Genomic DNA, 20,031 nt, shown 5'->3' with positions numbered 1-20,031 from the left:
GTGTCCGCCCGTCCACGGCGCGGCACCGTCATCCCCAACGACAACAACAGCTGAGGTGGCGTCTTGACCTTCCAGATGCCGGATCGTTCCGATCCGGGTTTCCGAGCGAGAGTCGGGCCGCCGCCGCGCCGGACGAAGGTGCTGCTGCTGACGGTCGGCGTGCTGGCGGCACTGTTCCTGCTGTTCGTCATGTTCGCCGGCCTGTGGACCGACTGGCTGTGGTTCAAGTCGGTCAAGTACGGCTCGGTGTTCACCTCGCAACTGGGCGCGAAGATCGGCCTGTTCGCGGTGTTCGGGCTGCTGATGGCGCTGGTGGTCGGGTTCAACCTGTGGCTGGCGTACCGGCTGCGGCCGCCGTTGGCGGCGATGTCGGTGGAGCAACAGAGCCTGGACCGCTACCGGATGGGCGTGGCGCCGTTCCGCAAGTGGCTGCTGATCGGGCTGTCGCTGCTGGTCGGCCTGGCGGCCGGCGCGGCCGCGGGCGCGCAGTGGCGGACGTGGATGCTGTGGATCAACGGCACCTCGTTCGGGCAGAAGGACCCGCAGTTCCACCTGGACGTCTCGTTCTACGCGTTCGAACTGCCGTGGTACGAGTTCCTGTTGGGCTTCGCGTTCAGCGCGGTGATCGTGTCGCTGCTGGCGGCGACGGCCGTGCACTACCTGTACGGCGGCCTTCGGCTGCAAGGCCCGGGCCGTCGGGCGAGTGCCGGGGCGCAGGGTCATCTGGCCGTGCTGCTGGGCGTGTTCGTGCTACTGAAGGCGGTGGCGTACTGGCTGGACCGGTACGCGCTGGCGGTGAAGAGCGAGTCGTACAAGGGCGTCGAGGGCTGGACGGGTCTGCGCTACGTGGACGCGAACGCGTTCCTGCCGGCCAAGACGATCCTGTTCTTCGTGGCGATCATCTGCGCGGTGCTGTTCTTCCTGACGCCGGTGCGGCGGACCTGGGCGCCGGCACTGATCGGCTTCGGGCTGATGGCGCTGTCGGCGGTGCTGGTCGGCGGGCTGTACCCGGCGATCGTGCAGCAGTTCCAGGTCAAGCCGAACGAGCAGGCCAAGGAGACCGCGTACATCCAGAAGAACATCGACGCGACCCGGCAGGCCTACGGCATCGCCGACGTTCAGCCGGACCAGTACTCGCCGACCGTCACCCCGGACGCGGAGAAGCTGAAGCAGGACGCGCAGACCGTGGCCGACATCCGGCTGCTGGACCCGAACGTGGTGTCGCCGACGTTCCAGCAGAACCAGGCGCTGCGCCAGTACTACGCGTTCCCGAAGACCCTGGACGTGGACCGGTACGGCGACCAGGACACCGTGCTGGGCGTGCGTGAGCTGGACCTGACGGGCGTGCAGCAGCGCAACTTCATCAACGACCACTTCAAGTACACCCACGGGTACGGCGTGGTCGCCGCCAAGGGCAACCAGGTGGACGCCAACGGCAACCCGGTCTACACCCAGCAGTCGCTGCCGACCACCGGGGCGCTGGGCGACTACCAGCAGCGGGTGTACTACGGCGAGAAGTCCAGCACGTACTCGATCGTCGGCCCCGGCATGGACGAGATCGACTACACCCGGGACTCCGACCCCGACCGGACGTACCAGTACACCGGCGGCAGCGGCGTCTCGCTGGACAACCCGCTGACCCGGGCCGCGTACGCGGTGAAGTTCGCCGAGCCGCAGATCCTCTACTCCGGGGCGATCAAGGACGGCGCGAAGATCCTCTACGACCGCACCCCGAAGGAGCGGGTGGAGAAGGTCGCGCCGTGGCTGTCGATCGACGCCGACCCGTACCCGGTGGTGGAGAACGGCCGCCTGGTGTGGGTGCTGGACGGTTACACCACCTCCGACGGCTTCCCGTTCTCGTCCAAGACGGTGCTCGGCGATGCCACCAAGGACTCGCTGACCGACCAGCGCGGCCGCACCCTGACCGCCGTCAACGAGGTCAACTACATCCGCAACTCGGTGAAGGCCACGGTCGACGCGTACACCGGTGAGGTGACGCTCTACCAGTGGGACGAGTCCGACCCGGTGCTGAAGACCTGGATGAAGGCGTTCCCGGGCACCGTCCAGCCGAAGGCGGACATCCCGGACACGCTGCTGCCGCACCTGCGCTACCCGCAGGACATGTTCAAGGTGCAGCGCGACCTGCTCGGGATGTACCACATGACGGACGCCACGGCGTTCTTCAACGGCACTGACATCTGGGAGGTGCCGGTCGACCCGACCGTCAACGCCGACGAGGTGCAGCCGCCGTACTACCTGACGGTGCGGATGCCGGACGCGAAGAAGGCCAGCTTCTCGCTGACCACCTCGTTCGTGCCCTCGGGCCGGAAGAACCTGGCCGCGTTCATGACCGCGGACGCCGACCCGGGCCCGGACTACGGCAAGCTGCGGATCCTGCGGATCACCTCCGAATCGGGCGCGCTCGGCCCGGCGCTGACCCAGGCGAAGTTCAACTCCGACACCGACGTCGCCCACCAGCTGACCCTGCTGCGCAACGGCGCCGACTCGGACGTGGTGTACGGCAACCTGCTGACCCTGCCGGTCGGCGGCGGCATCCTCAACGTCGAGCCGGTGTACCTGGTGGCGCGCGGCGCGAAGGTGCCGGTGCTGAAGAAGGTGCTGGCGGTGTACGGCGACCACAACGTGGCGCTGGAGGACACCCTGGACAAGGCGCTGACCAAGGTGCTCGGCTCGGCCGGCGCCGGGGCCACCACCCCGACCGCCCCCGCCGATCCGGGCGGCAGCACCACGCCGACCCCGCCGGCGACGCCCACGCCGGGCGACAACCCGGCGCTGGCGAAGGCGCTGGCGGACGCCCAGAAGGCGTTCACCGACGGTCAGACCGCTCTGAAGAACGGCGACTGGGCGGCGTACGGCCAGGCCCAGCAGGCGCTGCAGAAGGCGCTGGACGCCGCGCTGGCGGCCGAGCCGAAGAACGGCTCGGGCGGTGCTGCGCCGACGCCGTCCGGCGCACCGTCAGGTTCGCCGGGGGCGTCGCCCACCGGCTGAGCTGGGAAAACCGATTTGATGTTCCACCCCGTGATCGTGCTACAGTGGTTTCACCGACGCGGGGTGGAGCAGCTCGGTAGCTCGCTGGGCTCATAACCCAGAGGTCGCAGGTTCAAATCCTGTCCCCGCTACTCAGTAGCGAAAGGCCCGGAGGCATCAGCCTCCGGGCCTTTGCCATTCCTTGGTGCAGACCCGATTGACACCCCCAGTGGTCCAGTCCAATCTGGGTCGTGCCCATGACGGGCGGCCCCCACCGCCCGCCTCGTGGTGCTGCAACACGTGCCCGATCCGGGCATCGACCGTGTTCTGCCCCCGTCTGCCGCTCCCCGACCGGGTGTCCGACGGCGTTCCTGCATCCCCACGTGACAGGAGAGGCACATCCGCATGCACCGCAACAACAGAAGGGTCTGGGCCGTCACCGCCGCGGCCGCCACCCTGCTCGCCGGGGCGATGTCGCTGCTGGGAGCCCCCACCGCGACCGCCGGACCGTCCAACACCACGGGCGCCCCCGCCACCAGCGGCGGCCTGAAGATCGCCTACTTCGACCAGTGGTCGATCTACCAGAACGCCTACTACCTGAAGAACGTCGACACCAACGGCATGGCCGGGAAACTCGACTACCTGCTGTACGACTTCGCCAACATCGACCCCACCAACCTGACCTGCTTCGAAGCCAACTCGGCGGCCTCCCAGGACGAGAACAACCCGAACGCCGGCGACGGCGCGGGCGACTACTACGCCGACTACGCGAAGACCTTCGCCAACGGCAACAGCGTCGACAACTCCACCGACACCTGGAACCAGCCGCTGGCCGGCAACTTCCACCAGCTCCAGGAACTGAAGGCCAAGTACCCGAAGCTGAAGGTGCTGCTGTCGATCGGCGGCTGGACGTACTCCAAGTACTTCTCCGACGCGGCCGCCACCGACGCCTCCCGCAAGAAGTTCGTCTCCTCCTGCGTCGACATGTTCATCAAGGGCAACCTGCCCGCCCAGGGCGGCTACGGCGGCCCCGGCACCGGCAAGGGCATCTTCGACGGCTTCGACATCGACTGGGAGTATCCGGGCGGCGGCGGCCACACCGGCAACCACTCCTCCCCGAACGACAAGCAGAACTTCACCGCACTGCTCGCCGAGTTCCGCAGCGAGCTCAACGCCCAGGGCGCCGCCGACGGCAAGACCTACGCACTGAGCGCCGCGCTGCCCGCCGGCCAGGACAAGATCCAGCACGTCGAGACCGACAAGATCGCCCAGTACCTGACCTTCGGCGACCCGATGACGTACGACATGCACGGCGGCTGGGAGGCGCAGGGCCCGACCAACCATCAGACGCCGGTCTACCAGAACCCCGGTGACCCGTCGAACAGCATCCCGCCGGGCAACGCCAAGTACTCCATCGACGAGGCGATCAAGGCCTACACGGTCGGCGACCCCTCGTACGGCATCCCCGGCGGCTTCCCGGCCAACAAGCTGAACATGGGCGTCCCGCTGTACTACCGCGGCTGGACGGGCGTGGCGGCCGGCGCCAACCACGGGCTGTTCCAACCGGCCAATGGGCCCGCGCAGGGGGCGCCGAACTCCGGCAACGTGGCCGGGGTGCGGATGTACAAGGAACTGCTGGGTGTCGTCGACAACGCCAACGACACCTACTGGGACCCGGCCTCGCAGGCCGCCTACTTCTACGACGGCACCAACTTCTGGTCCGGGGAGAACGCCAGGTCCATCCAGGCCAAGATGGACTACGCGCACTGCAACGGGCTCGGCGGCTCCTTCGTGTTCTCGCTCTATGACGACCCGAACGCGGTGCTGCTGAACCCGCTGGTGACGGCGACCAACGGCTCGGCCGCCAACTGCCCCGCGCCGCCGACCTCGCCCTCGCCGAGCGCGAGCAGCAGCACCAGCAGCGGCCCCTCGCCGTCCACCTCGCCGAGCGGCTCCCCGTCCGGCAGCCCGTCCTCCTCGCCGAGTGGCCCCGGTGGCGGCGGGATCGTCGCCAACCCCGGTCTGGAGTCCGGCGCGCTCAGCCCCTGGAGCTGCGCGGGCGGCGGCGGCAGCGTGGTCGGCGGCGGTCACACCGGTTCGTACGCGCTGCAGGGCAACGCCAGTGCCAGTGACACCGCGCAGTGCCAGCAGACCGTCACGGTCAAGCCGAACACCACGTACACGCTGTCCGCGTGGGTGAAGGGCAACTACACCTACCTGGGCGTCACCGGCTCCGGCGCGGACAGCTCGACCTGGACCCCCGGCGGGAGCGCGTGGACGCAGCTGTCCACCAAGTTCACCACCGGCGCCTCGGTCACCTCGGTGACCATCTGGGCGCACGGCTGGTACGGCCAGGGTGCCTACCAGGCAGACGATTTCAGCATCAGCTGACCGAACGTCATCAGCTCCGCCACGGAGGCCCGGAGGGATTCGCCCTTCGGGCCTTCGCCCTTGTGTGCATCGAGTGTTGATCGACTCCGGTACGATGCGTGGCCGGGGTTTGTGGGGCTCAGTGTCGGGAAATCGACAAAGCGCTGAAGCAATCTCGCCGGGCTTCGGCCCCGCTCCGCCAAAACGGACGGAGCAGGTGTACGAGGGTTGCGGGTGATGCGACGATGGACCACGAGGGGGACGCGGCACGGCCATTGACAGGCCGTCCGATCCGGCGTGACCCCTGGGGGACCCGTCCCGGGCCGACGGCCGGGGGCGAATGCCGCGACACTCGGGGGGAGCTGGAGTCGGCATGAAACTCATCGGAAGGAACGGAACGGGAGAACGACCGGCGGCCAGCAGCACCACGGACAGTGACACCGGTGCCCGACGCGCCCGCCGGCCGGGCGGCAGCCTGCCCGCACAGCGCATCACCGCCGGCGGCCGCCTCGCCGCGTCCGGCTACGGCCCCGACAGCCTCGTCCACCTGACCGCCGACCAGGTCGTCGCCACCGCCTCCGCCCGCGACCTGCTGGAGAGCGACGACGGCGCCGACAGCTTCGAAACCGCCCTCGCCGCCCGCGAACAGGCCGCCCTCGAAGCCCGCCACCGCGGCTCCGCCGACGCCGGCGACCCCGGCGCCGCCAGCCAGCTCGGCGCCCTGCTGCTGCGCCGCGGCGACCTCCAGGACGCCGAACCCTACCTGCGCACCGCCGCCGCCGCGGGCCTGCGCGCCGCCGCCAACAACCTCGGCGTGCTGCTCCACCAGCAGGGCCACCGGGCCGAAGCCGGCCAGTGGTGGCGGCAGGCCGCCGTCGCCGGCTCGGCACCCGCCGCGCACGCCCTCGGCCTGCAACTGCGCGACCAGGGCGAGGAGGAAGCCGCCGAGTACTGGCTGCACTTCGCCGCCGAACAGGGCCACCCGCTCGGCGCGTACGCCCTCGGCGACCTGATGGAACACCGCCGCGACGTCCGCGCCGAACGCTGGTTCAAGGCCGCCGCCGACACCGGCCACCGCGAAGCCGCCTACCGCCTCGCCCGGATGCGCGAAGCCGCCGGCGACAAGGACACCGCCGAAACCTGGTACCGCACCGCCGCCGCCCGCAGCCACGCCCGCGCCGCGCTGCGCCTCGGCGTGCTGCTCGAAGCCCGCGGCGACCTCGACGAAGCCGCCCGCTGGTACCGGCAGTCCGCGCAGAACGGCGAAGCCCGCGCCGCCTGCGCGCTCGGCTTCCTGCTCCGCGACGCCGGCGACCCCACCGCCGCCGCCGAATGGTGGCAGGAGGCCGCCGAAGCCGGCGACGCCGCCGCCGCCAATGCGCTCGGCGCGCTGCACGCCGGCCGCGGCGAGGACGCCGTCGCCGAACGCTGGTACCGCGCCGCGCTCGACGCCGGCGACCACAACGGCGCCTTCAACCTCGGCCTGCTGTGCGCCGGCGTCGGCCGCGACACCCAGGCCGAACAGTGGTACCGCCGCGCCGCGTACGCCGGCCACCGCGAAGCCTGCAACGCGCTCGCCGTCATGCTGCTCCAGCGCGGCGACGAATTCGGAGCCGAACCCTGGTTCTCCAAGGCCGCCGAAGCCGGCTCCGTCGACGGCGCGTTCAACCTCGGCGTGCTGCACGCCGGCCGCGGCGAGACCCGGCAGGCCCAGGAGTGGTACGCCCGCGCCGCCGCCGAGGGGCACGGCGAGGCCGCGCTCCAACTCGCCGTCGTCCAGGAACAGCGAGGCAACCTCGCCGGGGCGCTCGACCGCTACCGGCAGGCCGCAGAAGGCGGCTCCGCGGAGGGCGCGTTCCGGCTCGCCTCACTCCTGGACCGGCGCGGGGACGCCGACGCGGACGCCGAACACTGGTACGCGGTCGCGGCGGACGCGGGGCACCTGCGGGCGCAGGTCCGGATGGGCGTCCGCGCCGCGGAACGGGGCGCGCTGCAGATCGCCGAGAGCTGGTACCGGCGGGCGGCGGAGGGCGGGAGCCGCAGCGCGGCGTTCAACCTCGGGCTGCTGCTGGCCCGTCAGGACTCCGAGGCCGAGGCGATGCTCTGGTACACGCGGGCGGCGGACGCGGGGCACGGGCGGGCCGCGCTCAGGCTGGCGCTGCTGGCCCTTCGCCGGGGGGAGACGGTGCAGGCCGAGAACTGGTGCAAGCGGGCGACGGAGTACGGGCCGGCGGAGGTCGCGGAGCGGGCGGGGCGGTTGCTGGAGGCGATGACAGCGGAGTTGTCCGCGTAATCGGGCGCGAACGCAGGAGGGCGCGAACGCAGACGGGCGCGAGAGCAGGCGGGCGCGAGAGCAGGCGGGCGCGAAACCGGGGGCGCGGGGAACTGCGCGACAAGCGCACATCACGTCCGCAAGGTCGCGATCACGTGCAAGTCATTGTCCTGCGTCGCGATCTTGCTGGTGGGTGCGTTCCCCTTCGCGCAGTTCCCCGCGCCCCTGGTTGCGCTCTCCCCGCTCGCGCCCACCTGCCTACAGGCTCAGTGAGCGCAGCGCCGCCTCGTGGAGGATGCCGTTGGTGGCGACCGCGTCCGCGCCCGAGGGGCCGTCGATGCCGTCGAGGCCGGTGAAGCGGCCGCCGGCTTCCTGGACGACGATGCAGGGGGCGGCCATGTCCCAGAGGGAGAGTTCGGGTTCGGCGGCGATGTCGACGGCGCCCTCGGCGACCATCATGTAGGACCAGAAGTCGCCGTAGGCCCGGGTGCGCCAGCACTTGCGGGTGAGGTCGAGGAAGGCGTCGAGGCGGGCGCGTTCCTCCCAGCCGCTGAGGGAGGAGAAGGAGAGCGAGGCGTCGGCGAGGCGGGAGACCTTGGAGACGTGGATGCGCTGGGCCTTGGCGAGGCTGCGGCCGGCGAACGCGCCGAGTCCCTTGGCGGCCCACCAGCGGCGGCCGAGGGCGGGGGCGGAGACGATGCCGACGACGGGGGCGTGTTCGCCGTCGGGCTGTTCCTCGAGGAGGGCGACCAGGGTGGCCCAGACCGGGACGCCGCGGACGTAGTTCTTGGTGCCGTCGATCGGGTCGATCACCCAGCGGCGCGGGCCGGAGCCCTGCAGGCCGTACTCCTCGCCCATCACCGCGTCGCGGGGCCGGGCTCGTTGCAGGACGGAGCGGACGAGTTCCTCGGCGGCCTTGTCGGCGTCGCTGACCGGGGTCAGGTCGGGCTTGGTCTCGACCTTGAGGTCGAGCGCCTTGAAGCGCTCCATGGTGACCGAGTCGGCCGAGTCGGCGAGGACGTGGGCGAGTCGGAGATCGTCGTGGTAGTCGGCCATGCCCCGAACCCTAGCGGACTCAGTGTCCCGAGCCGCTGAGCTGAAGTCCGATCACACCTGCGATGACCAGGCTCACCGAGACCAGTTTGAGGGTGGAGGAGGACTCCCCGAGGAAGATGATTCCGTACAAGGCGGTGCCGGCCGCGCCGATGCCGGTCCACACCGCGTAGGCGCTGCCCACCGGGAGGGTTTTCAGGGAGAGGGTGAGCAGGCCGAAGGAGCCGAGCGCGAAGAGGCAGAAGCTGATGGTGGGCCAGAGCTTGGTGAAGCCGTGACTGAGCTTGAGGTTGACCGCGAATCCCGTTTCCAGCAGACCGGCGAGGATCACCATGGCCCATGCCATCGGGTTGACTCCCTGTCAGATAGGACGGTGTGACCTTCCTATCGTTACCCAGTGGGCAGGGCCGGGCGACTCGTCGGTCCAGTGAACTCTCAGTCCCCCTCGTGGGCTTCCTTGGTGGCGAGCAGGCGGCGCAGCGAGTAGAGCCGGGCCGGTTCGGCGTGGCCGTCGGCGACCCAGGCGTCCAGGGCGCAGTCCGGTTCGTCGTGCGAGCAGGCCCGCGGGCAGTCCTCGGTGCCGGGTTCCAGGTCGGGGAAGGCGTGGATGACCCGGGACGGGTCGATGTGGGACAGGCCGAAGGACCGGAAGCCGGGGGTGTCGATCACCCAGCCCGGGTCGAGGGCCTTGCGGGAGCCGGGCTTCACGCCGGGCGGCGGGGGCAGCCGCAGGGCGAGCGCGGAGACGGTGGTGTGCCGGCCGCGGCCGGTGACGGCGTTCACGTGGCCGGTGGTCCGCTGCTGGTCCGGGACGAGCGCGTTGACCAGGGTGGTCTTGCCGACGCCGGAGTGCCCGATGAACACGGTGGTCCTCCCGCGCAGGTACTCCCGGACGGCCTCCGCGCCGGTGGTGGCCAGCTCGTCGTGCCGGGTCACCACGTAGTCGATGCCGAGCGCCGCGTACGACTCCAGCAGCTCGTCGGCGGGCGCCAGGTCGGACTTGGTGAGCACCAGCAGCGGCTCCATGCCGGCGTCGTACGCGGCGACCAGGCAGCGGTCGATCAGCCGGGGGCGGGGCTCCGGGTTGGCGAGCGCGGTGACGATGGCCAGCTGTTCGGCGTTGGCGACCACGATCCGCTCGTACGGGTCGTCGTCGTCCGCGGTGCGGCGCAGCACCGAGGTGCGTTCCTCGACCCGGACGATCCGGGCCAGCGTGTCGGGGGCCCCGGAGAGGTCGCCGACCAGGTTGACGATGTCGCCGACGACCACGCCCTTGCGGCCGAGTTCGCGGGCCTTCATGGCGGTGACCAGGCGTTCGTCCTTGGTTCCGCTGTCGACCAGGCAGGTCATCCGGCCCCGGTCCACGGTGAGGATCATCGCCTCGGCGGCGTCCTCGTGCTTGGGCCGGATGCGGGTGCGGGGGCGGGAGCCCCGGCGGCCCGGGCGGCTGCGGATGTCGTCCTCGTCGGCGTCCTTGCCGTAGCGGCGCATGCTCGTGATCCCCCGTCAGCCCTGGCCGAGGAGGTCGGCCCACATCTGCGGGAAGTCCGGCAGGGTCTTCGCGGTGGTCGCCACGTTCTCCACCAGGACGCCGTCCACCACCAGGCCGAGGACGGCGGCGGCGGTGGCCAGCCGGTGGTCCTCGTAGGTGTGGAAGACACCGCCGTGCAGCGGGCGGGGGCGGATCCGCAGACCGTCCTCGGTCTCCGAGACGTCGCCGCCCAGGTCGTTGATCTCCTTGGCGAGCGCGGCGAGCCGGTCGGTCTCGTGCAGCCGCAGGTGGGAGATGCCGTACAGGTGGGACTCGGAGTCGGCGAGGGCTGCGACGGCGGCGATCACCGGGGTCAGCTCGCCGACGTCGTGCAGGTCCACCTCGATGCCGTGGATCTTGCCGGTGCCGGTGAACTCCAACCCCTCGTCCACGAATTGGCAGGAGCCGCCCATCGCGGTGTAGATCTCGCGGAGCTGGTCGCCGGGCTGGTAGGTGTGCTTGGGCCAGTCCCGGACGACGACCCGGCCGCCGGTGGCGAGGGCCGCGGCGAAGAACGGGGCGGCGTTGGACAGGTCCGGCTCGACCACCAGGTCGCGGCCGAGCAGCGCGCCCGGGGTGACCCGCCAGATGTCCTTCTCGCCGCCGTCCTCGGGGGCGTCGACCTGGCCGCCGGCCTTGCGGATCATGTCGACGGTCATCCGGATGTGCGGCAGCGAGGGCACCGTGGCACCCACGTTGCGGATCTCCACGCCGTTGTTGAAGCGGGCGCCGGACAGCAGCAGCGCCGAGATGAACTGCGAGGAGGACGAGGCGTCCACCTCCACCGGGCCGCCGTCCAGGGCGCCGGTGCCGTGCACGGTCAGCGGGAAGCCGCCACGCCCGCCGTCGTCGATCCGGGCGCCGAGGGTGCGCAGCGCGTCGATCACGCCGTGCTGCGGGCGCTCGTGGCTGCGCGGGTCGCCGTCGAAGTGCACCGGGCCGTCCGCCAGGGTGGCCAGCGGCGGCAGGAAGCGCATCACCGTGCCGGCGTTGCCGACGTCCACCTGGGCCGGGCCGCGCAGGCGCTCGGCCGGGATGACCCGCCAGGCCTCGCCGCCGCCGGTGCCGCCGGACGCCTCGTTCACCGTCTCCTCGACCGTCACGCCCAGGGCCCGCAGGCCGTCCGCCATCAGCTGCGAGTCGCGGCTGCGCAGCGGGCGGCGCACCCAGCCCGGGCCGTCGGCGAGGGCGGCCAGCACCAGCGCGCGGTTGGTCGCGGACTTCGAGCCGGGGATCGTCACAGTCGCGTCCACGGCGGCGGTGGCGACGGGAGCGGGCCACAGGGAGTCGGTCATGTCGCCCAGTCTATGAGGCCGCGCCCCCCTACCGGGGCAGCAGCCAGGCTGCCCCGAGCCCCAGGCAGACCAGCGCCACCACCAGGAACAGCGCCAGCCAGGCCGTCGCGGGTACGCCGGTGAGCCCGGCCAACTGGTCGGCGTCCGAGCCGGGCGCGTCGCCGCGCCGCCGGGTGGAGAACAGCTCGACGAGCGGACGCACCCCGGCCAGCAGGAGGAACCACACGCCCAGGTGGGCGAACGCGCCCTGCCACTCGGCGTCTCCGTACCAGGACACCCCGAGGAACGCGCCGCCGGTCGCCAGCACCGCCAGCACGCCGAACAGGTTGCGCAGGGTCAGCAGCATCGCCGCCAGCAGTGCGATGCCGATCCACAGCAGCGCGGTGATCCGGCCCGCCGCCAGCAGTCCCGCCCCGCCCAGGCCGAGCAGCGAGGGCGCCGGGTAGCCGGCCGCGAAGGTCAGCACCACGCCCGGCCCGGTCCGCCGCCCGGAGGTGACCGTCAGCCCGGAGGTGTCCGAGTGCAGGCGGATGCCGGAGAGCCGGCGGCGGGTCAGCAGCGCCATCACGCCGTGCCCGCCCTCGTGCGCGATGGTCACCACGGTGCGGCTCAGCCGCCACAGCGGGCGCAGCGCCACCGCCAGCAGCGCCGCCGCCGCGGCGCCCCACGCCAGCCAGGTCGGCGGGTCGGGCTGTACGGCCGTCATCCGGTCCCACAGTTGTGCGAAGTCCATTCCGGTGGGCCTCCGATCACCGTCGTTCGGGCGGGCAGCGTTTCACGGAAGGACGGGCGGCCGGTAGCCGCCGGTTCTGCGGGCAGGCAGGCTCTGGCAAGCTGAACGGCATGTGCGGCCGCTTCGCCTCCTCCACCGACCCCGCCGACCTGGTCCGGCACTTCGGGGTCCGGCAGTGGGATCCCACCGAGACGCTGGCCCCCAGCTGGAACGTCGCACCCACCGCGTCCGCGTTCGCCGTGCTGGACCGGGCGCCGCGCGGCGAGCGCCGGCCGGTGCGTCAACTGCGGGTGCTGCGCTGGGGGTTGGTGCCGGCCTGGGCGAGCAGTCCGGACACCGCGGTGAAGATGATCAACGCGCGGGCGGAGACCGTCCACGAGAAGCCCGCCTACCGGCAGGCCTTCGCCTCGCGGCGCTGCCTGATACCGGTGGACGGCGAAATGGGGGCACCTCCCAGCCGCCGGGCTGGGGGAGAGTGGCAGACCGCGCCCACCGACGACGTCTCCCGCCCGCCCCGCCGCCCCTACTTCGTCTCCCGCGCCGACGGCGCTGGCCGGCCTGTACGAGTTCTGGCGCAACCGGGACGTCCCCGCCGACCACCCGGACGCCTGGCTGGTCACCTGCACCGTCGTCACCACCGCCGCCGAACCGCTGCTCGCCCCCGTCCACGAGCGGATGCCGCTGTACCTCGGCCCCGACCGCTGGGACACCTGGCTCGACCCCCATGCCGAGAGCGCCGACCTCACCCCGCCACCGCCCGGCGAGCTGCGCATCCACCCGGTGCCCGACGAGGTCGGCTCGATCCGCAACAACCACCCCGGCCTGACCAGGCGACTCACCGAGGACGACCTCACCACGCTGTTCTGAGACGCTCCCCTCTATACGCTCGGCGCCATGCCGCAGATCATCGAGACCCCCACCGGCGACGCCCGGCTCCACTGGTTCCGGGCCGACGCCCCGCGCGCCGTCCTGCTGCTCGGCCACGGCGCGGGCGGCGGCATCGAGGCGCCCGACCTGCAGGCGCTCGCCGCGGCCCTCCCGGTGGCGGGCGTCACCGTGGTGCTCGCCGAGCAGCCCTGGCGGGTGGCCGGCCGCAAGCTCGCCCCCGCCCCGAAGACCCTCGACGCCGGCTGGCCCGCGCAGTTCGCCGCCGCCGCCGAGACGGGGCTGCCGGTGTACGCGGGCGGCCGCAGCGCCGGCGCCCGGGTGGCCTGCCGCACCGCCGCCGGCCTCGGCGCGGCGGGCGTGCTGGCCCTCGCCTTCCCGCTGCACCCGCCGGGCAAGCCGGAGAAGAGCCGGGCGGAGGAACTGGTGGGGACCGGCCTGCCGACCCTGGTGGTGCAGGGCGGTGCCGACACCTTCGGCACCCCGGCGGACTTCCCGGCCCTGCCCGGCACCCACCGCCTGGTCGAAGTGCCCTACGCCTCGCACGGGTTCAAAGTCCCGAAGAAGGCCCCGCTGGGTCAGGAGGAAGCGCTGACGCTGATCACCGGTGCCGTGGCCGACTGGCTCTGACACGCGAGTTCCGTCGTGCCCCGACCGGGGCGGGTGGGGGCACCCCCCGGCCCGCTGGGGCCGGGGGAGGACCGCGCGAAGCGGGAGGCGCGCGGCGGCAAGGCCGCGGCACGGTCAGCATGTGGAATCCCAGGGACCGCCATGGGGAATGCCCGGGCGATGTTCGCGGTTGCACGAGTCGTCAGAACGAGTCCCGGTGGAAAGGCAGCGTCCATGGTTTCGATCGCGTGCCCCGAACGGCCCGACGAGCGGGCGGCCGAGGCGCCGCTCGTGCCGGACTGGTCGCAGTGGGTTGCCGCGGGCGAGAAACCGGTCAGCCCGATATCCTCGCTTGCGGATCGGCCCGTGGTGGGCCGTGTGAAGCTGATCGAGGAGGTGGGTCCGGTCGTCGGGACCGATGACGCGGCCGCGTCGGGTGCTTCGGGCACCGACCAGGGCCGTCCGGAGGGCGAGCAGCTCACCGGCGACGAACTGGCCGAGGTGATCGGCGAGGACACCTTCCGGGTGTCCGAGAACGAGAGCGAGGAGGCCAGGCGCGAGCGCTTCGAGCGTGACGCGCTGGGTTTCCTGGAGCCGATGTACTCGGCGGCGCTACGGATGACCCGCAACCCGGCCGACGCGGAGGACCTGCTCCAGGAGGCGTTCGCCAAGGCGTACGCGTCGTTCCACCAGTTCCGTGAGGGCACCAACCTCAAGGCCTGGCTGTACCGCATCCTCACCAATACGTTCATCAACTCGTACCGCAAGAAGCAGCGCGAACCCCAGCGCACCGCGGCCGAGGAGATCGAGGACTGGCAGCTGGCGCGCGCCGAGTCGCACATGTCGACGGGGCTGCGCTCCGCCGAGGCGCAGGCGCTCGACCACCTGCCGGACAGCGATGTGAAGGACGCGCTGCAGGCCATTCCGGAGGAATTCCGGATCGCGGTGTACCTCGCGGACGTCGAGGGCTTTGCGTACAAGGAGATCGCGGACATCATGGGTACACCCATCGGTACGGTGATGTCCCGACTGCACCGTGGTCGCCGCCAACTGCGCGGCATGCTGGAGGATTACGCCCGCGAGCGAGGGCTGGTCCCGGCCGGTACCGGTGCAGGGCACGAAGCGAAGGGCGCTGGCTCATGAGCTGCGGCGATCCGCACGAGACCGAGTGCGGAGAGGTGCTCGACCACCTCTACGAATTTCTCGACAACGAGATGCCCGAGGGCGACTGCGCCAAGCTGCGGGTGCACTTCGACGAGTGCTCGCCGTGCCTGGAGAAGTACGGCCTCGAACAGGCGATCAAGGCGCTGATCAAGCGCTCGTGCGGCTGCGACGACACGCCCGCCGACCTCCGGGCGAAGGTGCTGGCCCGGATCGATTCGATCCGGCAGGGCCAGGGCCCGGGCGGCGGTCCGGTGGCCGAGGTGGGCTCGGTCGGCGTGGAGATGACGGTCGAGGGTACGGCCGGTCACGGCTCCGCCATCGCCACTGCGGAGTGATTGCTCACTCGATCGGGTGAGCTGTCGCTGCTCCGGCTGCGGCGATCCGCGATCGTGCGTCCCGTCCGGGTGGCCGGGCCCTATTCTCTGACGAGTCCTCACGTCGGAGGGCCCGGTACGGGCTGGGGAGGCCGAGATCGCCAGCGAACGCGAGCGCATCGCCCTGCCGGGGCGGGCCGTGGCCTATCTGGCCGCCGTGCTGACGGCGGCGACGGTCGCGCTGCTGCCGCTGTGGTCGGCCTGGCCGGTGCTCGACTGGCCCCGGATCGGACTGCTGGCCCTGCTGCACCTGTGCCTGGAGTCGCTCGCCCAGGGCGCGCGCACCCCGTGCGCCCGGGTGTGGCGGTGGCTGCGCGGCCGGTCCGGGCCGGAGCCCTCGGCGGACCCGCGCGGCAGCGGCTTCTTCCCGGTGCTGTTCGCCGGCGTGCTGATGCTGCCGCCGGCCGCCGCCGCCCTGGTCGCGCTGCCCGGGGCGCTGCTCGGCCCCGCCCAGCAGCCGCGCCACCTGCGCCGGGTGTGGAACGCCGCCCAGCTGGCGCTGGCCTCGGCGATCTCCGCCGAGGTGTTCCGGCTGCTCGGCGGCTCCCGGCTGCTGCTGGGCACCCGCTTCCCCGGCGCGGCGTTCGGCGCGTTCGCCGCGATCCTGACGTTCTGCCTGGTCAACGGCGCACTGGTGGCCGGCATGGTCCGGCTGACCTGCGGCCCGGCCGGCCGCGGCGTGCTCCGCAAACTGCGCCGGGCGGCGCCCGCGGCGCTGCTGCACGGCGCGGGCGGGCTGATGGTGGCGGTGCTGTGGCAGGGCCCGTACGGGGCGTTCGCGGCGGTGCTCGGGCTGCTGCCGCTGACCATCACCGCCTGGCTGTCCGCGCAGGGCCACCGCGAGCGCGCCGCGCACCGGGCCACCGTGCAGGCGCTGGTGCAGGCGGTGGAGATCAAGGACGCCTACACCCGCGGCCACAGCGAACGGGTCGGCCGGGCCTCGGTGCTGATCGCCCGCCAGCTGGGCCTCGCCGAGGACCGGATCCGCACCCTGCACTTCGCCGGCACCCTGCACGATGTCGGCAAGCTCGCGGTGGCCACCGAACTGCTGCGCCGCAACGGGCCGTTGACGGTCGAGGAGCGGCGCGCCGTCGAGGTGCACCCGGTGTTCGGGCACGAGCTGGTGCGGCAGCTGGACTTCCTCGGCGAGGGCCGGGACGGCATCCTGCACCACCACGAGCGGATCGACGGCCGGGGCTACCCGTACGGCCTGGCGGGGGACCGGATCCCCGAGTTCGCCCGGATCATCTCGGTCGCCGACGCCTTCGACTCGATGACCTCCACCCGTTCCTACCGGCGCGGCCGGCCCGTCCCGGAGGCCGTCACCGAGCTGGAACGGTGCGCGGGCAGCCAGTTCGACCCGGTGATGGTGCGGGCCCTGGTGGACGCCGTCGCCGAACACGGCTGGCAGCCCGAACCGCCGCCGCCCGGCGGCTGGGACGGCGAGGTGCCGGACATTCCGCTCGGCGTGCCCGAACCGGCCCGGACGCCGCAGCCGTCCGAGCAGGGCCTGCCCGCCGGCGGAGCGACGTGACCGTCCGGCGGCCGGGGCCGGCCGACCTGCTGCACGGCGCGGCCGCCGTGCTCGGCGGTTGCGCGCTGGTGCACGCGCTCGCCGTCGGCACCAGCCAGCCCGGGGTGGCGCTGGCGTTCACCGCCCTGATCGCGCTCGGCCAGTGCGCCGGTCCCGCGCTGCCCGGCGACCGCGAACCCGCGCCGGTGGCCACCGCCGTCGCCCTGGCGTACGCGCTGCTCGGGCCGCTGCACGGGCTGCCCACCGGGCACGGGGTGTCGCAGACCGCCGCCGTCACCGCCGTCGGCACGGCCGCAGGGCTCGCCGCGCAGCTGGCCGGGCGGGCCGCGCTGGCCGCCGTCCGCGGCCGGCCGCGCGGCCCGCTGGGCGGACTGGACGCCGCGGCCCGCCGGGTGGTCAGCGTCTCCTTCGCGGCGCTGCTGTTCCAGCCGCTGTACGACTCCGGCGCCACCGACCGGCTGCCCGGCCCCGCGTACGGGGCGCTGCTGGCCGTCGTCGCCGCGCTGGCCGCGCTCGGCGACGCCGTGCTGGCCGCCTGGCAGCAGCGGGCCCGCACCGGGCTGCGGTACAGCGCCGCGCTCGACGACCAGCTGCACGCGCTGCTCGGCATCGGCTCCGCGCAGGTCGCCACCGGGCTGCTGCTCAGCCTGCTCGCGGGCGAGGCCGGGCTGTGGGCGCTGCCGGTGTTCTGCGTGCCGCTGCTGCTCGCGCAGGCCTCGTTCCGGCGGGCCGTCGAGGTGCGGGCCACCACGGGGCAGACCATCGAGACGCTCGCCCGGGCCACCGAGATCGCCGGCTACACCACCCCCGGGCACGCCCGCCGGGTGGCCGACACCGCGTGCGCGCTGGGGCGCGAACTCGGGCTCGGAAGCCGGGAGTTGACCCTGCTGGAGTACGCCGCGCTGATGCACGACATCGGCCAGCTGTCGCTGGTCGAACCCGTCCCCGGCGGGGCGACCGCGCTGCTGCCCGACGAGGAGCAGCAGCGGATCGCCCGGCTCGGCAGCGAAGTGATCCGGCGCACCGGCGTGCCCAAGCAGGTGTGGCAGCAGGTCGCCCGGCTCGCCGACCCGTGCCGTCTCGACGACGGCCGGCACGACCCCACCCTGCCGCTGGCCTCCCGGATCATCCGGGTCGCCAACGCGCACGACGACCTGCGCACCGCCGCCGCCGACCGCCCCCGGGCCGGCGCCCCCGACCCGCTCGACCACCTGAGGCTGGACGCCGGCCGCGGCTACGACCCGGTGGTGCTGGACGCGCTCGCCCGGCTCGGCCGCCGCGGCCACCGCGCCGCCCGCTGCCGGTTCGCGGCCTGAATGGCCGCGCGGGGCGCGCCGCCCATGGCGGGCGTGGTTGGATGCGGTCGTGGCGGGAAGACCCGGAGGCGGGGCGACCCGGTGACGACCGACGGCAAGGGACCAACGTGAGGATCTTCCACCGCGCACGGCACCGTCCGTCGGCGACCTGGCGGCAGACCACCGACCGTGCGTTCACGCTGATCGGCGACGGCCGGTACGAGGACGCCGGGGCGCTGCTGGTGATGGCGGCCGACCTGGAGCCGTCGCTGTCCGACTCCTGGTTCAACCTGGCCCTGCTGCACAAGTTCCGCCGCGACTGGGAGCAGGCCCGCAGCGCCGGCCTGCGCGCGGTCGCGCTGCTGGACCGCCAGCACGGCGCCCCGGACTGGTGGAACCTCGGCATCACCGCCACCGCCCTGCAGGACTGGCCGCTGGCCCGCCGCGCCTGGCAGGCGTACGGGCTGCGGCTGCCCGGCGGGCCGGGCACGGACGGGCCGATCGAGCTCGACCTCGGCACCACCCCGGTGCGGCTGTCCCCGGACGGCGAGTCCGAGGTGGTGTGGGGCCGCCGGCTCGACCCGGCGCGGATCGAGGTGCTGTCCATCCCGCTGCCGTCCTCCGGCCGCCGCTGGGGCGAGGTGGTGCTGCACGACGGCGCGCCGCACGGCGAGCGGGTCGCGGACGGTGTCGCCTACCCGGTGTTCGACGAGATCGAGCTGTGGGCGCCCTCCCCGGTGCCGACCTGGGTGGTGCTGCTGCAGGCCGCCACCGCCGCCGACCGGGACGCGCTGGAGAAGACCGTCGCCGACGCCGGGTACGCCGCCGAGGACTGGACGTCCTCGGTGCGGCTGCTGTGCCGCACCTGCTCGGAGTCCCGGATGGCCATCGACGACGGCCACACCGCGCACCACGACCCGCACGACGACGGCGACCCGCTGCACCCCGGCCACCTCAGCCATCTCAGCCAGGGCTCGGCCGGCGGCCCCTGGCAGATCGAACGCGAATGCGGCATCGCCGCGCCCGCCGGACTGGTCCGCACCCTGCTGGAGCGCTGGGCCGCCGCCTCCCCGGCCACCCGCGCCTACCGGGACCTCGAAGAGGTGTGCTGACCGTCCCCCTGCCCCAAGGGGGCCGGGAGGGGTGCCCCCGTGCGCCGCCACGCCCCGTACCCTGGACCGGTACACCAGCCGGACGCGGACGGAGCGGAACCAAGCGATGGCCGAGCACCACGACCACGAGCACGACCACGAGCACCAGGACAGCGAGGTCCAGCAGGTGGTCGGCGAGCTGCCCGACCCGAACAAGGGCACCGCCCGCCCGATCACCGTGGTCGGCAACCCGGTGCTGCACCGCGAGACGCAGACCGTCACCGCCTTCGACGAGGACCTCGCCGCGCTCGTCGACGACATGTTCCAGTCGATGTACGCCGCCGAGGGTGTCGGCCTGGCCGCCAACCAGATCGGCGTCGACCTGAAGGTCTTCGTCTACGACTGCCCCGACGACGAGGGCGTCCGCCACATCGGACACGTCGTCAACCCGGTGCTGGAGGAGCTCCCCGCCGGCCGCCGCAGCCTCGACGACGGCCAGGAGGGCTGCCTGTCGGTGCCCACCGCGTACCAGGAGCTCGCCCGCCCCGGCTACGCCGCCGTCACCGGCCAGGACAAGCACGGCAACCCGATCCGGGTCGAGGGCACCGGCTTCTTCGCCCGCTGCCTCCAGCACGAGACCGACCACCTGTACGGCTACCTGTACATCGACCGGCTCTCCAAGCGCGACCGCAAGGACGCCCTGCGGCAGATGGCCGACGGCACCCCCAAGTACGCCACCGTGCCCAACTCCTGACGTAGCCCCACCTCCGGAAGGGGGGTGGGGCGCCCCCGCGCCGCCCCCCCACCCGGATGTCGCAGGTGGGGCGGGGGTGTGGG

General features: G+C 72.8%; 15 protein-coding genes, 1 tRNA gene and 1 pseudogene. 12 read left to right on the top strand and 5 right to left on the bottom strand.

Going from position 1 to position 20,031, the window contains the following annotated elements:
• The first annotated feature begins 75 nt into the window (after nt 1–75).
• The 4 genes from ACFV18_RS26640 (at nt 76) to ACFV18_RS26625 (ending at nt 7,651) form a co-directional block, all read left to right on the top strand.
• Nucleotides 76–3,009, top strand: coding sequence for a UPF0182 family protein (locus tag ACFV18_RS26640; protein WP_380487473.1), 2,934 nt, complete (start codon nt 76–78; stop codon nt 3,007–3,009).
• Nucleotides 3,010–3,066: 57 nt separating this feature from the next.
• Nucleotides 3,067–3,140 (top strand) — tRNA-Met (locus tag ACFV18_RS26635).
• A gap of 253 nt (nt 3,141–3,393) precedes the next feature.
• On the top strand, nt 3,394–5,379 hold the full coding sequence (locus ACFV18_RS26630; RefSeq protein ID WP_380487330.1) for a glycosyl hydrolase family 18 protein: 1,986 nt from the start codon (nt 3,394–3,396) through the stop codon (nt 5,377–5,379).
• A 352-nt stretch (nt 5,380–5,731) separates the two neighbouring features.
• The gene (locus ACFV18_RS26625; protein WP_380487328.1) at nt 5,732–7,651 is read left to right on the top strand and encodes a tetratricopeptide repeat protein; all 1,920 of its coding nucleotides are present in this window, start codon (nt 5,732–5,734) and stop codon (nt 7,649–7,651) included.
• A gap of 237 nt (nt 7,652–7,888) precedes the next feature.
• Here the strand turns inward: ACFV18_RS26625 and hisN are convergent, their stop codons facing one another.
• From hisN to ACFV18_RS26600, 5 genes are all read right to left on the bottom strand, one after another.
• A complete protein-coding gene (gene hisN / locus ACFV18_RS26620) occupies nt 7,889–8,686 on the bottom strand; it encodes a histidinol-phosphatase (RefSeq protein WP_380487327.1) in 798 nt (265 codons plus the stop codon).
• 19 nt (nt 8,687–8,705) lie between these two features.
• Entirely contained in the window at nt 8,706–9,029 is a 324-nt protein-coding gene (locus tag ACFV18_RS26615) for a DMT family transporter (protein WP_380487325.1), read from the bottom strand.
• Between the two features lie 89 nt (nt 9,030–9,118).
• Nucleotides 9,119–10,174: a ribosome small subunit-dependent GTPase A gene (rsgA, locus tag ACFV18_RS26610; RefSeq protein ID WP_380487323.1), complete on the bottom strand. Its 1,056-nt coding sequence runs from the start codon at nt 10,172–10,174 to the stop codon at nt 9,119–9,121.
• Nucleotides 10,175–10,189: 15 nt separating this feature from the next.
• Entirely contained in the window at nt 10,190–11,509 is a 1,320-nt protein-coding gene (gene aroA, locus ACFV18_RS26605) for a 3-phosphoshikimate 1-carboxyvinyltransferase (RefSeq protein WP_380487321.1), read from the bottom strand.
• A 28-nt stretch (nt 11,510–11,537) separates the two neighbouring features.
• The gene (locus ACFV18_RS26600) at nt 11,538–12,242 is read right to left on the bottom strand and encodes a M50 family metallopeptidase (RefSeq protein ID WP_380487319.1); all 705 of its coding nucleotides are present in this window, start codon (nt 12,240–12,242) and stop codon (nt 11,538–11,540) included.
• A gap of 110 nt (nt 12,243–12,352) precedes the next feature.
• Here ACFV18_RS26600 and ACFV18_RS26595 point away from each other — a divergent pair.
• The 8 genes and pseudogenes from ACFV18_RS26595 to def all read left to right on the top strand — a co-directional run bounded on the left by ACFV18_RS26595 (nt 12,353) and on the right by def (nt 19,948).
• Nucleotides 12,353–13,109, top strand: a pseudogene (locus tag ACFV18_RS26595) (SOS response-associated peptidase).
• A 27-nt stretch (nt 13,110–13,136) separates the two neighbouring features.
• Nucleotides 13,137–13,757 carry an alpha/beta family hydrolase gene (locus ACFV18_RS26590; protein ID WP_380487317.1) on the top strand — a complete coding sequence of 207 codons (621 nt, stop codon included), beginning with the start codon at nt 13,137–13,139 and terminating at the stop codon, nt 13,755–13,757.
• Nucleotides 13,758–14,132: 375 nt separating this feature from the next.
• Nucleotides 14,133–14,879 carry a sigma-70 family RNA polymerase sigma factor gene (locus tag ACFV18_RS26585; protein WP_380487471.1) on the top strand — a complete coding sequence of 249 codons (747 nt, stop codon included), beginning with the start codon at nt 14,133–14,135 and terminating at the stop codon, nt 14,877–14,879.
• Nucleotides 14,876–15,235 (top strand): mycothiol system anti-sigma-R factor, encoded by a 360-nt coding sequence (gene rsrA, locus ACFV18_RS26580; RefSeq protein WP_380487315.1) that lies wholly within the window; start codon nt 14,876–14,878, stop codon nt 15,233–15,235. Before ACFV18_RS26585 ends, rsrA begins: the two co-directional genes overlap by 4 nt.
• A 178-nt stretch (nt 15,236–15,413) precedes the next feature.
• Nucleotides 15,414–16,808, top strand: a complete 1,395-nt coding sequence (locus ACFV18_RS26575) for an HD-GYP domain-containing protein (RefSeq protein ID WP_380487314.1) — start codon at nt 15,414–15,416, stop codon at nt 16,806–16,808.
• Entirely contained in the window at nt 16,805–18,124 is a 1,320-nt protein-coding gene (locus ACFV18_RS26570; protein ID WP_380487312.1) for an HD-GYP domain-containing protein, read from the top strand. Before ACFV18_RS26575 ends, ACFV18_RS26570 begins: the two co-directional genes overlap by 4 nt.
• A 107-nt stretch (nt 18,125–18,231) precedes the next feature.
• Nucleotides 18,232–19,215 (top strand): tetratricopeptide repeat protein, encoded by a 984-nt coding sequence (locus tag ACFV18_RS26565; RefSeq protein ID WP_380487310.1) that lies wholly within the window; start codon nt 18,232–18,234, stop codon nt 19,213–19,215.
• Between the two features lie 106 nt (nt 19,216–19,321).
• Nucleotides 19,322–19,948: a peptide deformylase gene (gene def / locus ACFV18_RS26560; RefSeq protein WP_380487308.1), complete on the top strand. Its 627-nt coding sequence runs from the start codon at nt 19,322–19,324 to the stop codon at nt 19,946–19,948.
• The last annotated feature ends 83 nt before the right edge of the window (nt 19,949–20,031 follow it).

Origin of the sequence: Kitasatospora sp. NPDC059673 (assembly GCF_042734215.1) — a bacterium.
Lineage (GTDB): Bacteria > Actinomycetota > Actinomycetes > Streptomycetales > Streptomycetaceae > Kitasatospora.
Note: the sequence above shows the minus strand (reverse complement) of the source record. Positions and strands in the feature narration are given on the sequence as shown.

Excerpts from the sequence above, each read along its gene's own strand:
- ACFV18_RS26625 (WP_380487328.1), top strand. The coding sequence starts at position 5,732 with ATGAAACTCATCGGAAGGAACGGAACGGGAGAACGACCGGCGGCCAGC.
- ACFV18_RS26615 (WP_380487325.1), bottom strand. The coding sequence starts at position 9,029 with ATGGCATGGGCCATGGTGATCCTCGCCGGTCTGCTGGAAACGGGATTC.
- rsgA (WP_380487323.1), bottom strand. The coding sequence starts at position 10,174 with ATGCGCCGCTACGGCAAGGACGCCGACGAGGACGACATCCGCAGCCGC.
- ACFV18_RS26590 (WP_380487317.1), top strand. The coding sequence starts at position 13,137 with ATGCCGCAGATCATCGAGACCCCCACCGGCGACGCCCGGCTCCACTGG.
- hisN (WP_380487327.1), bottom strand. The coding sequence starts at position 8,686 with ATGGCCGACTACCACGACGATCTCCGACTCGCCCACGTCCTCGCCGAC.
- ACFV18_RS26600 (WP_380487319.1), bottom strand. The coding sequence starts at position 12,242 with ATGGACTTCGCACAACTGTGGGACCGGATGACGGCCGTACAGCCCGAC.
- ACFV18_RS26640 (WP_380487473.1), top strand. The coding sequence starts at position 76 with ATGCCGGATCGTTCCGATCCGGGTTTCCGAGCGAGAGTCGGGCCGCCG.
- aroA (WP_380487321.1), bottom strand. The coding sequence starts at position 11,509 with ATGACCGACTCCCTGTGGCCCGCTCCCGTCGCCACCGCCGCCGTGGAC.
- ACFV18_RS26630 (WP_380487330.1), top strand. The coding sequence starts at position 3,394 with ATGCACCGCAACAACAGAAGGGTCTGGGCCGTCACCGCCGCGGCCGCC.
- def (WP_380487308.1), top strand. The coding sequence starts at position 19,322 with ATGGCCGAGCACCACGACCACGAGCACGACCACGAGCACCAGGACAGC.
- rsrA (WP_380487315.1), top strand. The coding sequence starts at position 14,876 with ATGAGCTGCGGCGATCCGCACGAGACCGAGTGCGGAGAGGTGCTCGAC.